Source organism: Corynebacterium sp. UBA2622, assembly GCF_002339505.1.
Lineage (GTDB): Bacteria > Actinomycetota > Actinomycetes > Mycobacteriales > Mycobacteriaceae > Corynebacterium.
The window spans coordinates 105277-117984 of sequence record NZ_DDJO01000002.1 but is presented as its reverse complement, the minus strand read 5'-3'; the positions used below and the strand labels follow the sequence as shown (position 1 = coordinate 117984).

At 66.3% G+C, this 12708-nt stretch carries 11 protein-coding genes; 6 read left to right on the top strand and 5 right to left on the bottom strand.

All coding sequences use genetic code 11. From position 1 onward, the window contains the following. Window positions 1-69: 69 nt before the first annotated feature. The gene (locus tag B3611_RS01095) at window positions 70-4068 is read left to right on the top strand and encodes a DNA-directed RNA polymerase subunit beta' (protein WP_291313240.1); all 3999 of its coding nucleotides are present in this window, start codon (window positions 70-72) and stop codon (window positions 4066-4068) included. 84 nt (window positions 4069-4152) lie between these two features. Here the strand turns inward: B3611_RS01095 and B3611_RS01090 are convergent, their stop codons facing one another. After that, on the bottom strand, window positions 4153-4698 hold the full coding sequence (locus tag B3611_RS01090) for a hypothetical protein (protein WP_291313239.1): 546 nt from the start codon (window positions 4696-4698) through the stop codon (window positions 4153-4155). Window positions 4699-4895: 197 nt separating this feature from the next. Here B3611_RS01090 and rpsL point away from each other — a divergent pair, with 197 nt between their 5' ends. The 5 genes from rpsL (at window position 4896) to B3611_RS01065 (ending at window position 10549) form a co-directional block, all read left to right on the top strand. Then, window positions 4896-5267, top strand: a complete 372-nt coding sequence (gene rpsL, locus B3611_RS01085; RefSeq protein ID WP_019193925.1) for a 30S ribosomal protein S12 — start codon at window positions 4896-4898, stop codon at window positions 5265-5267. 6 nt (window positions 5268-5273) lie between these two features. Beyond that, window positions 5274-5741, top strand: a complete 468-nt coding sequence (rpsG, locus tag B3611_RS01080; protein WP_291313238.1) for a 30S ribosomal protein S7 — start codon at window positions 5274-5276, stop codon at window positions 5739-5741. A gap of 316 nt (window positions 5742-6057) precedes the next feature. Next, window positions 6058-8178: an elongation factor G gene (fusA, locus tag B3611_RS01075; protein ID WP_291313237.1), complete on the top strand. Its 2121-nt coding sequence runs from the start codon at window positions 6058-6060 to the stop codon at window positions 8176-8178. 368 nt (window positions 8179-8546) lie between these two features. Continuing rightward, window positions 8547-9737: an elongation factor Tu gene (gene tuf, locus B3611_RS01070; protein ID WP_291313236.1), complete on the top strand. Its 1191-nt coding sequence runs from the start codon at window positions 8547-8549 to the stop codon at window positions 9735-9737. A 107-nt stretch (window positions 9738-9844) separates the two neighbouring features. Continuing rightward, window positions 9845-10549, top strand: coding sequence for a hypothetical protein (locus B3611_RS01065; RefSeq protein WP_291313235.1), 705 nt, complete (start codon window positions 9845-9847; stop codon window positions 10547-10549). Here B3611_RS01065 and B3611_RS01060 read toward each other — a convergent pair. The 4 genes from B3611_RS01060 to B3611_RS01045 are packed head-to-tail and all read right to left on the bottom strand — an operon-like array spanning window position 10539 to window position 12691. After that, entirely contained in the window at window positions 10539-11099 is a 561-nt protein-coding gene (locus tag B3611_RS01060) for a hypothetical protein (RefSeq protein ID WP_291313234.1), read from the bottom strand. The two genes, B3611_RS01065 and B3611_RS01060, sit on opposite strands and share 11 nt — an antisense overlap. After that, window positions 11096-11683 (bottom strand): hypothetical protein, encoded by a 588-nt coding sequence (locus B3611_RS01055; protein ID WP_291313233.1) that lies wholly within the window; start codon window positions 11681-11683, stop codon window positions 11096-11098. Before B3611_RS01055 ends, B3611_RS01060 begins: the two co-directional genes overlap by 4 nt. Further along, window positions 11667-12491 carry an Asp23/Gls24 family envelope stress response protein gene (locus B3611_RS01050; RefSeq protein WP_291313232.1) on the bottom strand — a complete coding sequence of 275 codons (825 nt, stop codon included), beginning with the start codon at window positions 12489-12491 and terminating at the stop codon, window positions 11667-11669. Before B3611_RS01050 ends, B3611_RS01055 begins: the two co-directional genes overlap by 17 nt. Further along, entirely contained in the window at window positions 12491-12691 is a 201-nt protein-coding gene (locus tag B3611_RS01045; protein WP_291313231.1) for a hypothetical protein, read from the bottom strand. The genes B3611_RS01050 and B3611_RS01045 overlap by 1 nt, the downstream gene beginning before the upstream one ends. Between the last annotated feature and the right edge of the window lie 17 nt (window positions 12692-12708).

The following is a 12708-nucleotide window of genomic DNA, read 5'->3' as shown; positions in this document are numbered from 1 at the left end:
CCGGAAGAACTCAAGGAACCTTATTCACAACCGATCCTCCCCGTACGGGGGAGGTGAAAGGGTATTTACGTGTTTGACGTAAACCTCTTCGACGAGCTTCGCATTGGCCTGGCCACCGCCGACGACATCCGCCGCTGGTCCCACGGCGAGGTCAAGAAGCCCGAAACCATCAACTACCGCACCCTGAAGCCGGAGAAGGACGGGCTCTTCTGCGAGCGCATCTTCGGCCCCACCCGCGACTGGGAGTGCGCCTGCGGCAAGTACAAGCGCGTCCGCTATAAAGGCATCATCTGCGAGCGCTGCGGCGTCGAGGTGACCAAGTCCAAGGTGCGCCGCGAGCGCATGGGCCACATCGAGCTCGCCGCTCCCGTCACCCACATCTGGTACTTCAAGGGCGTTCCCTCCCGCTTGGGCTACCTGCTCGACCTGGCCCCGAAGGACCTCGAGCGCATCATCTACTTCGCCGCGAACATCATCACGAGCGTCGACGATGAGGCACGCCACAACGACATGTCGACCCTCGAGGCCGAGATGATCCTGGAGAAGAAGGAAGTTGAGGCGGATGCCAACTCCGAGATCGCCGAGCGCGCCCAGAAGCTCGAGGAGGACCTCGCCGAGCTCGAGGCGGCCGGCGCCAACGCCTCTGCACGCAAGAAGGTGCAGCAGGCGGCCGACAAGGAGATGACGCACATCCGCGAGGCGGGTGAGCGCGAGGTCGAGCGCCTCGACGAGATCTGGCAGACCTTTGTCAAGCTTGCTCCGAAGCAGATGGTCATCGACGAGAACCTGTACGAGGAGCTCGTCGACCGCTACGAGGATTACTTCACCGGCGGAATGGGCGCCGAGGCGATCCAGACGCTGATCCGCAACTTCGACCTCGACGCTGAGGCCGAGGAGCTGCGCACCATCATCGCCGAGGGCAAGGGCCAGCGTAAGGTCCGCGCCCTGAAGCGCCTCAAGGTCGTCGCCGCGTTCCAGCGCTCGGGCAACGACCCCGCCGGCATGATCCTCGACGCCATCCCGGTGATCCCGCCGGAGCTGCGTCCGATGGTTCAGCTCGACGGCGGCCGCTTCGCGACGTCCGACCTGAACGACCTGTACCGCCGCGTGATCAACCGCAACAACCGCCTCAAGCGCATGATCGACCTCGGCGCTCCCGAGATCATCGTGAACAACGAGAAGCGCATGCTGCAGGAGTCCGTGGACGCCCTGTTCGACAACGGCCGCCGCGGCCGTCCCGTCACGGGCCCGGGCAACCGCCCGCTGAAGTCGCTCTCCGATCTGCTCAAGGGCAAGCAGGGCCGTTTCCGCCAGAACCTGCTGGGCAAGCGCGTGGACTACTCCGGCCGTTCCGTGATCATCGTCGGCCCGCAGCTGCAGCTGCACGAGTGCGGCTTGCCGAAGCTCATGGCACTGGAGCTGTTCAAGCCGTTCGTGATGAAGCGCCTCGTGGACAATGACTACGCGCAGAACATCAAGAGCGCCAAGCGCATGGTCGAGCGCCAGCGCCCCGAGGTGTGGGACGTGCTCGAGGAGGCCATCTCCGAGCACCCGGTGCTGCTCAACCGCGCACCGACCCTGCACCGCCTGGGCATCCAGGCCTTCGAGCCGAAGCTCGTCGAGGGAAAGGCCATCCAGCTTCACCCGCTCGCCTGTGAGGCGTTCAACGCCGACTTCGACGGCGACCAGATGGCGGTCCACCTGCCGCTGTCCGCGGAGGCCCAGGCCGAGGCACGCGTGCTCATGCTGTCCTCGAACAACATCCTCTCCCCGGCGTCGGGTAAGCCCCTGGCCATGCCGCGCCTGGACATGGTCACCGGCCTGTACTTCCTCACCATGATGAAGGGTGAATCCGAGATCGGCGGCGAGGGCGCCTACACGCCCGCCGACGAGAACGCCCCCGCCCAGGGCGTCTACTCCTCCTACCGCGAGGCCATCATGGCCTACGACCGCGGTGTTCTCGGCCTGCAGGCGCCGATCCGCGTCCGGATCGACCACCTGCGCCCGACCGTGGACATCGAGGCGGAGCAGTTCCCGGACGGCTGGGAGAAGGGTCAGCCGTGGATGGCAGACACGACCCTGGGCCGCATCATGTTCAACGAGCTCCTGCCGTTCAACTTCCCGTACCAGGAAGGCGCCATGGTGCGCAAGGGCGGTGGCTCCGGCAAGGTGCTCCTCGGCGACATCATCCAGTCGATGGTGGAGAAGTACCCGATGATCACCGTTTCCCAGACGCTGGACAAGATGAAGGACGCCGGCTTCTACTGGGCGACGCGCTCCGGCGTGACCATCTCCATGTCCGACGTTCTCGTCCTGCCGAACAAGAACGAGGTTCTTGAGCAGTACGAGAAGGAGGCCGAGGAGATCGAGCGCAAGTTCTGGGAGAAGGGCGCGCTCACCGAGGAGAACCGCTACGACCGCCTGGTCGAGCTGTGGCAGGACGCCACCAACAAGGTGGGGCAGGCCGTGGAGGACCTCTACCCGGACGACAACCCGATCCCGATGATCGTGAAGTCGGGCGCCGCCGGCAACATGCGTCAGATCTGGACGCTGGCCGGTATGAAGGGCATGGTCGTGAACTCGCGCGGTGAATACATCACTCGCCCGATCAAGACCTCCTTCCGCGAGGGCCTGACCGTGATGGAGTACTTCAACAACTCCCACGGTTCCCGCAAGGGCCTGGCCGACACCGCCCTGCGCACCGCCGACTCCGGCTACCTCACCCGCCGCCTGGTCGACGTCGCCCAGGACGTCATCGTCCGCGAGGACGACTGCGGCACCCACCAGGGTGTCAAGGTGCCGGTTGCGCAGCAGGTCGGTGACGCGTGGGTCCGCGACGACCTCGTGGAAACCACCGTGTCCGGACGCGTGCTCGCATCCGACGCCAAGGATTCCGAGGGCAACGTGGTGCTCGAGGGTGGCACGGAACTTTCCGAGGAGCGTATCGACGCCCTCGTCGCCGCTGGCGTGGCGGAGATCAAGGTCCGCTCCGTGCTGACCTGCCAGACCTCCACCGGCGTCTGCGCGAAGTGCTACGGCAAGTCCATGGCCTCCGGCAAGCTGGTCGACATCGGTGAGGCCGTCGGCATCGTCGCCGCCCAGTCCATCGGCGAGCCGGGTACCCAGCTGACCATGCGTACCTTCCACCAGGGCGGCGTCGGCGGCGACATCACCGGTGGTCTGCCGCGTGTGCAGGAGCTGTTCGAGGCCCGCGTGCCCAAGAACCGCGCACCGATCGCCTCCGTCGCCGGCACCGTCACGCTCGAGGACGAGGGCAACTTCTGGACCCTGACCATCCACCCGGACGACGGGTCCGACGTTGTGGTCTACGAGAAGCTGTCCAAGCGCCAGGGTCTGGCCCAGGTGCGCCGTCCCATGGAGTCCAACCCGGACGCCATGATCGAGCGTTCCCTGCGAGAGGGTGACCACGTCGAGGTGGGCGACCGCCTGCTTCGCGGCGCGGCCGACCCGCACGACGTGCTCGAGGTCCTGGGCCGCCGCGGGGTGGAGAAGCACCTCATCGACGAGGTGCAGGCCGTGTACCGCGCTCAAGGTGTGTCGATCCACGACAAGCACATCGAGATCATCATCCGCCAGATGCTGCGCCGCGGCACGGTCATCGACTCGGGCACCACGGAGTTCCTCCCCGGCACCCTCGTCGACCTCGCCGAGGCGCGCCAGGTCAACGCGGCCACGGTCGCGGAGGCCGGTCAGCCGGCGGAGATGCGCTCGGAGATCATGGGCATCACCAAGGCCTCGCTCGCCACGGAGTCCTGGCTCTCCGCGGCCTCCTTCCAGGAGACGACGCGAGTGCTCACCGATGCCGCGATCAACAAGCGCTCCGACAGGCTCATCGGCCTGAAGGAGAACGTGATCATCGGCAAGTTGATCCCGGCCGGTACGGGCATCTCCCGCTACCGCAACATCCAGGTGAAGCCCACCGAGGCGGCCCGCTCCGCCGCGTACTCCATCCCGAGCTTCGGCGACTCCATCTACGGCGACGACGGCTACGGCGAATTCACCGGTGCCTCGGTGCCGCTGGACGAGTACGGGTTCGACCAGATCTAGCACCTCTGGCATCCAGCTGGGTCTGCTGAACGGAAGGGCCCCGGGACACAGGTTGTGTCCCGGGGCCCTTTTTGCCGCGCCGGGTCAGTAGGTGACGGGCACGCGGATTCCGCCGAACGGGCCGGAGCAACCCGCGGATAAGTTTTGCTCGACGGAGGTTGCGTAGGTGGGCGCAGAGCAGTGCACGTCGCCGAATTCGACAATCTGCGCGTTGCCGTGCCCTGAGTAGGGCATGCCATCGAAGTAGGACTGAAGCGCCGCCAGGGCGGCGGCGCAATCCGTGCCCGGCTTATCCGCGAGCGCCGTGTGCCGCTGGCCGTCCCTGCCGCTCACCTCCCCGCACACCTCCCCCGTCTGTGATTCCTTCGGCCCGTCGTTGTGGCCCATCGGGGATCCCGAGATCTCGGAGGGTGACGCGGTAACGGGTGGGGAAGTGGTGGATGCGGTGGTCGAGACGGTGCCGGGGGCATCCGTGACCACCGTAGTGGACAGCGTGACGGTCCCCGACGAACCGCTCGCCGAGGTGGAGGGTTCGGGAAGGGCGTCGTCGGAGCCGTCGGCGGCGCAGGCTGCCAAGGCGGTGGCCGCGAGGAGGGGGAGGAGGAGACTGGGGCGTCGCAAAGCGTTCATGCCCCGAAAGGTACCGGGCCGGAAACCCGGGGGAGGCGAAACCGCGATTTTGTTTGCGCACGTGGGGCCCCTATACTCGAGGGGGTTTCGTTTCGCACCGCGCAAGCGCTGTGAAAACGGAAGACATGCGGCAGGGCCCCGGAAAAGAGCCCCCATTTTTGCATGTACGAGCACCTCTCGAACGAAGGAACTGTTTAATGCCAACTATTCAGCAGCTGGTCCGCAAGGGCCGCCACGACAAGCGTGGCAAGGTTGCCACCGCGGCCCTGAAGGGCTCGCCGCAGCGTCGCGGCGTGTGCACCCGCGTCTACACCACCACCCCGAAGAAGCCGAACTCCGCTCTGCGTAAGGTCGCGCGTGTCCGCCTGACCTCCGGTATCGAGGTTTCCGCCTACATTCCGGGCGAGGGCCACAACCTGCAGGAGCACTCCATGGTGCTCGTGCGCGGTGGCCGCGTGAAGGACCTCCCGGGTGTCCGCTACAAGATCATCCGCGGCGCGCTGGATACCCAGGGCGTCAAGGACCGTAAGCAGGCGCGTTCCCGCTACGGCGCAAAGAAGGGACAGTAATCACCAATGCGTAAGCAGCAAGCTCCGAAGCGTCCCGTCGTCAAGGACCCGGTGTACAACTCCGAGGTCGTGACCCAGCTGGTCAACAAGATCCTCCGCGACGGCAAGAAGTCCACCGCCGAGCGCATCGTTTACGGCGCCCTCGAGATCTGTCGCGAGAAGACCGGCACCGATCCCGTCGGCACCCTCGAGAAGGCCCTCGGCAACATCCGCCCGGATCTCGAGGTCCGCTCCCGCCGCGTCGGCGGTGCGACCTACCAGGTCCCCGTCGAGGTCAAGCCGGCCCGCTCCAACACCCTCGCCCTGCGCTGGATGGTCACCTTCACCCGCCAGCGCCGCGAGAACACCATGATCGAGCGCCTTGCCAACGAGATCCTGGATGCGTCCAACGGTCTCGGCGCGTCCGTCAAGCGCCGCGAGGATACCCACAAGATGGCCGAGGCCAACCGCGCCTTCGCCCACTACCGCTGGTAATCCCGCGATTGTGAGAGATTTTGCGAGACCCCGACCCGCGCGCACCGCATCCCGTCAGAGGCCGAACTGCATACAGCTCAGCTCCTGAGGCGGGGTGGGTGACGCCGGCGGGGTTTCGCCGTACCCGGGACGGATAACCCCGGGGCCCCGGGGTTCCGCGAGGCACCGGGGCCGCCTCTCTCCAGCCGCCCGCGCTGCCGCTTGGCCCGAAAAGTGGCAGAATTGACAAAGATAAATATTCGCCAGAGACGTTTCCTGGCCAAGGGCGCAGCCCGCAGGCCACAGCGTCGACGACTCTTAAGTTGGGGTAATAAACGTGGCACAAGAAGTGCTTAAGGACCTGAACAAGGTCCGCAACATCGGCATCATGGCCCACATCGATGCCGGTAAGACCACCACCACCGAGCGCATTCTGTTCTACACCGGTATCAACCGCAAGGTGGGCGAAACCCACGACGGCGGCGCGACCACCGACTGGATGGAGCAGGAGAAGGAGCGCGGCATCACCATCACATCCGCGGCCGTGACGTGCTTCTGGAACAACAACCAGATCAACATCATCGACACCCCGGGCCACGTGGACTTCACGGTCGAGGTCGAGCGCTCCCTGCGCGTCCTCGACGGTGCTGTCGCGGTGTTCGACGGCAAGGAGGGCGTCGAGCCCCAGTCCGAGCAGGTCTGGCGCCAGGCCGCCAAGTACGACGTGCCGCGCATCTGCTTCGTCAACAAGATGGACAAGCTCGGCGCGGACTTCTACTTCACGGTGCAGACCATCATCGACCGCCTCGGTGCCAAGCCGCTCGTCATGCAGCTGCCGATCGGTGCGGAGGACGACTTCGACGGTGTCATCGACCTCATCGAGATGAAGGCCCTGCTGTGGCCGGGCAAGGTCGAGACCGGCACCCCGCCGCAGATCCAGGAGATCCCGGCCGACCTGAAGGACAAGGCCGACGAGTACCGCGAGAAGCTTCTCGAGACCGTCGCCGAGTCCGACGAGGAGCTCATGGAGAAGTACTTCGGTGGCGAGGAACTCACCATCGACGAGATCAAGGGTGCGATCCGCAAGCTCACGGTCGCCTCCGAGATCTACCCGGTCTACTGCGGCACCGCCTACCGCAACAAGGGCATTGAGCCGCTTCTCGACGCCGTCGTCGACTACCTGCCCAGCCCGCTGGACATCGGCGAGGTCCACGGCACCGCCCTCGACGGCGAGGAGGAGCTCACCCGTAAGCCGTCCGTCGACGAGCCGTTCTCCGCCCTTGCCTTCAAGATCGCGGTTCACCCGTTCTTCGGCAAGCTGACCTACGTGCGCGTCTACTCCGGCCAGGCCATCCCGGGCGAGCAGATGCTCAACTCCACGAAGCAGAACAAGGAGCGCGTGGGCAAGCTCTTCCAGATGCACGCGAACAAGGAGAACCCGGTCGAGCACGCCGACGCCGGAAACATCTACGCGTTCATCGGTCTGAAGAACACCACCACCGGCGACACCCTGTGCAACCCGGATCACCCGATCATCCTCGAGTCCATGGACTTCCCGGACCCGGTTATCCAGGTGGCCATCGAGCCGAAGACCAAGGCCGACCAGGAGAAGCTCGGCACCGCCATCCAGAAGCTGGCCGAAGAGGACCCGACCTTCACCGTCAAGCTTGACGACGAAACCGGCCAGACCGTCATCGGCGGCATGGGCGAGCTCCACCTCGACGTGCTCGTCGACCGCATGAAGCGCGAGTTCAAGGTCGAGGCGAACATCGGCTCCCCGCAGGTCGCCTACCGCGAGACCATCCGCAAGAAGGTGGAGTCCCTCGACTACACCCACAAGAAGCAGACCGGTGGTTCCGGCCAGTTCGCGAAGGTCATCGTCTCCATCGAGCCGTACAACCCGGACCCGGAGGAGCTTGCCGAGGGCGAGTCCGCGAACTACAAGTTCGAAAACGCCGTCACCGGCGGCCGCGTGCCGAAGGAGTACATCCCCTCCGTCGACGCCGGCATCCAGGACGCGATGCAGTACGGCTTCCTTGCCGGCTTCCCGCTGGTGAACATCAAGGCCACCCTCGAAGACGGCGCCTACCACGAGGTGGACTCCTCCGAGATGGCCTTCAAGGTCGCCGGCTCCCAGGTGCTCAAGGAGGCCGTCGCCAAGGCGAAGCCGGTCCTGCTCGAGCCGCTGATGGCCGTGGAGGTCGTCACCCCCGAGGAGTACATGGGTACCGTGAACGGCGACATCAGCTCCCGCCGTGGCCAGGTCTACGCCATGGAGGACCGCGCCGGTGCCAAGGTCGTGAAGGCCAAGGTTCCGCTGTCCGAGATGTTCGGCTACATCGGCGACCTGCGCTCCAGCACCGCCGGCCGCGCGAACTTTACGATGGTGTTCGACTCCTACGCCGAGGTTCCGCAGAGCGTCGCGCAGGAGATCATCGAGCAGCGCAACGGCAAGTAAAGCCCACCACGCGCCTTCCCGGTGCGGGGCCCGCGTGCCAGCGGGTCCCGGAGTGCACCGGGGAGGGGCGCCAGGGGAGTAGCGGCCGGGCTGAGACCGGTGGTCCAGAGGACCGGATCCCGGCCTGAGCCGGCCGTTATTCCCGTGGCAGATCCTCGCTTTCGGGGAACTGTTGCACGCCGCCGAATGCCCCGTCAGGGGTGCGCAGCGGTTTGAAAAACGGTTCGCCGAACTCTAGGATGTTGTAACTGGCACATTGTGAAATGGCCATTGTCGCGCGCCCGGGTTGCACCGGGGCGGGTCAAGGCGAAATGTAAACCACGTGGCTGCGAACGTCGTAGCCACCATGAAGTCCAGGAGGACATGCAGTGGCAAAGGCTAAATTTGAGCGTACGAAGCCGCACGTAAACATCGGCACGATCGGTCACGTCGACCACGGCAAGACCACCACCACGGCCGCCATCACCAAGGTGCTGGCTGACGCCTACCCGGAGGAGAACAAGGCCTTCGCCTTCGACGCGATCGACAAGGCTCCCGAGGAGCGCGAGCGCGGCATCACCATCAACATCTCCCACGTGGAGTACAACACCCCGAAGCGCCACTACGCTCACGTGGACGCTCCGGGCCACGCCGACTACATCAAGAACATGATCACCGGTGCCGCTCAGATGGACGGCGCGATCCTCGTGGTCGCCGCCACCGACGGCCCGATGCCGCAGACCCGCGAGCACGTGCTTCTCGCCCGCCAGGTCGGCGTCCCCTACATCCTCGTTGCGCTGAACAAGTGCGACATGGTTGATGACGAGGAGATCATCGAGCTCGTCGAGATGGAGGTCCGCGAGCTCCTCGGCGAGCAGGACTACGACGAGGATGCCCCGATCGTCCACATCTCCGCTCTCAAGGCCCTCGAGGGCGATGAGAAGTGGGTTCAGTCCGTCCTGGACCTCATGCAGGCCTGCGACGACTCCATCCCGGACCCGGTCCGCGAGACCGACCGCGACTTCCTGATGCCGATCGAGGACATCTTCACCATTTCCGGCCGCGGCACGGTCGTGACCGGCCGTGTCGAGCGCGGTGTCCTCAACCTCAACGACGAGGTCGAGATCATCGGTATCCGCGACAAGGTCCAGAAGACCACCGTCACCTCCATCGAGATGTTCAACAAGCTTCTCGACACCGCTGAGGCCGGCGACAACGCCGCCCTCCTGCTGCGTGGTCTGAAGCGCGAGGATGTCGAGCGCGGCCAGGTTGTCATCAAGCCGGGCGCCTACACCCCCCACACCAAGTTCGAGGGTTCCGTCTACGTCCTGTCCAAGGACGAGGGCGGCCGCCACACCCCGTTCTTCGACAACTACCGTCCGCAGTTCTACTTCCGCACCACCGACGTCACCGGTGTCGTCAAGCTGCCGGAGGGCACCGAGATGGTTATGCCGGGTGACAACGTCGAGATGACCGTTGAGCTCATTCAGCCGGTCGCCATGGACGAGGGCCTGCGCTTCGCCATCCGCGAGGGCTCCCGCACCGTCGGCGCTGGCCGCGTGACCAAGATCCTCGACTAATCCTCACGGACTGAGTCGCTGGGTCCGGCTAACGCCAGCACCAGCTCTAAAGGCCGCCCTTCCCCGTTGGGGAGGGTGGCCTTTTCGCACGCGTAGACTCCTAACGCGTGTACGAATCCACGGACCCCACCCGCATTCCCCGCGTCCTCGAACGACTGCAACGGGCGTGGGAGGGTCAACCTGATCTCACCCTCAGCGCCCTTATGGGGGTGCTCGCCACTCGGGGCGCGGGCTGGGGCGCCAGCGATGCCGAGCTGGTGGAGGCGCTCACAGAGATGGAGAGGGAGCACCCCTCGCTTATCGACGCCCACCCATCTAGCAACCTGTCCATCTCTACCGCGTCCCCGCCAAGGCTGGTAACGCTCGCTAACGACGTAATTGTCGTGCGGGACGCCGCTGAGCCGGCAGCGATGCCCTCGGTGTGGACGTTTGCTTCCCTGCGCCGCACGGGCCCCGGGCGGCCGCTGGTCGTACGTGACACGGAGGAGATAGAGCACCGGCTCGGTGTGGTGCGGCTGGTGAGCAGTTTTGACCCGGCCGATGCTCCCCCGCTTACCGGGTTGCGCCGTGACGCGCTGGGGGAGGCGCGGTGGCTCGTCCTTTTCGAGGACGGCAACCGGGCGGTGGTGGGACCGCGCCTTCGCGTGTGGGAGCAGCACCGGCGCGACGTGGAGGCTCGAGTGATCGCTTGGGATCGGATCGTGCGGTGCGCGGCCGCGGAAAACATGGAAATCGCCCCAGCGGGTGGCGGGAAGCCGGTGGTGCTGGGCCGGGTGAAGCGATCCGTTCTGCTTGGGCCGGTCAGCTGGTGATGCGGTCGAGCTGCAGCTTGTAGACGGTGTCGATGTCCACGCCGGGGCAGGCGAGGGCGAAGTCCTCGTCCGCCTGCTCCAGTAGGCGGGCCACGTCGGCAAAGCTGTGTCCCGGGTCCGCCGTCACCGTGAAGGTGGCGGTGGGGCGCCTGCCCACCATGGCGACGGTGGAGGCCGCCTTGTCCACCATGGGCGATGCCTCCAGCTGGGTGCACGCTGCTTCCGCAATGCGCTGGACGTTGAGCACGGTCTCCCCGTGATCCGCGTCCCGCGGGGTGATCCCCCGGTTGCTGAAGGCGCGGTTGCGGATGTTCGCGAGGATGAACCACAGACCGAGGATGATCAGGGCGGCCAGGGCTGCGATGAGCGCCGTTGCATACCAATTTTGCCCCGGGACGCTGGCGAGCTGACCACGGTCGTAGGACAGAAGTGCCTCCGAAAGCCACGGTACGCGCCAGTACAGGGCGACCGGAATGACACCCGCCGCGATGAGGAGCAGGCCGGTGAGGAGGACAACGATCCGGTCGAGGGCGGACAGTGCGAAAGTCATGCGGTGGCCTCCTCGGTTGGTGCGGGCTGGGGAGTGAGCCGGACGTCGATGCGCGGAGGGCGGTACAGCCCCGCCATTTCATCGGCGAGTGCGGACCTCAGCCGCCCTGAAAGCATGTCGCCGCTTCCGTCATCCTGGAGCTGGACCCGAAGCTTTGAACGCGTCGCCTGCGAGCGGATGTTATGCGCCGCCGTTACCTCCCGGGCGGTGTAAGTGGCCTTGCGGGCGATGTCCACGGGCCGCAGCCAGATCGACGCGGGAGAGTCGAAGCGCACGTGGGTACGCGGGCGGGGGGAGAGCGCCGCCACGACAAGAACGAGCCCCGCTACGGCGGCCGCAATACCCACGATGGCGGGAACAAGCTCGGCGGAATACGCGGCAGCCCTTTGGAGTGCGGAGGCCACCCAGGAATCCCCCGGCTGCTTGGCACCGTAGCGGAACCACACGTCACGGCCGACGAGACCCGCGAGGCCAAGGAGGCCGAGCCCGATCACGACGGTGAGCCAGCGCACGGCGGGCACTCCGCGGGGCTCGGGACCGGGAGCGGGGTTTGCGGAGCGGGAGATGTTAGTACGCGGGGACATGGTTCACCACCGGTTCGATAACGATCGGGGACAGCGGAACGGGCCGGGGAGCGCGGGGCACGGCAACGTGGGTGGGCTCCGGAGCCTCGACCGAGCGCACGACTGGTCGCGCGGCGACGACGGCCACCCGCGGAGGCCGCTTCGCGACGACCCGCTTGAGCGCGGGGGCCACGGGTGCCGATGCGGGGCGCAATGCCGGCGGGGGTGGGACCTCCACCGCGGCCGGGACGACGGGGGGAGGGGGAGCCACCGCGACCAGCGGTCGCACCGGGGGCTCGAACCCGTCTCCACGGACCCGCACAGGCGCGGGGACCCCGGGATGGGCGAGAGGATGCCGGGGAGCGGGGGCGACGGACTTCAGCTCCCTGCGCGGGCGGGTGACGGGGGAGGAAACCTTGAGGGGTTTGACGCGGATGTCAGCGGGCACGACAAAGGTCGGGTGGCCCTCCACATCCTGCGCGGAAACGCGGCCGGGGCCGTCTTCACCCGCCGCGGGGACAACGTTGGCTACGGTGACATTAACCCTGGAAACGGCCAGGCCCGTGAGCGTTTCCACGTGCGAGATCACGGCCTCTCGCACGGTATCCGTCACGGCCACCACCGGGGAGGGGTAGGAGGCCGCGATCTGGGCGTCGATGTCCACGGAGGATGCGAGCCGGTCGATGTGCGCCTCAACGCGGGGAAGTCCGCGACCCGCGATCCCCGCCAGCTTCGCGTCCAGGCTGACGCACCCGGGCACGCCCAGGGCGGCAGCCTCGGCGATGCGGCTGACGGCGCGCTCGCTGAGGTTGAAAGACGACGAACCCATCAGCTGCGACCCCGGCCCGACGTGGCGCTGATGAGGGCGGCGAGGTCGAGCCGGCCATCGAGCTGGGCGCCGATCACGCCACCGACGACGGAAAACAGGACGAGCCACATCAGGCCCATCCATCCGCCGAAGGTGACGAAGAAGGCCACGACGATGCCCAGCAGGATGCCGAGCACGGCCTTGTTGGAAAGAAGGTTCATGGTGGTACCACTTTTCT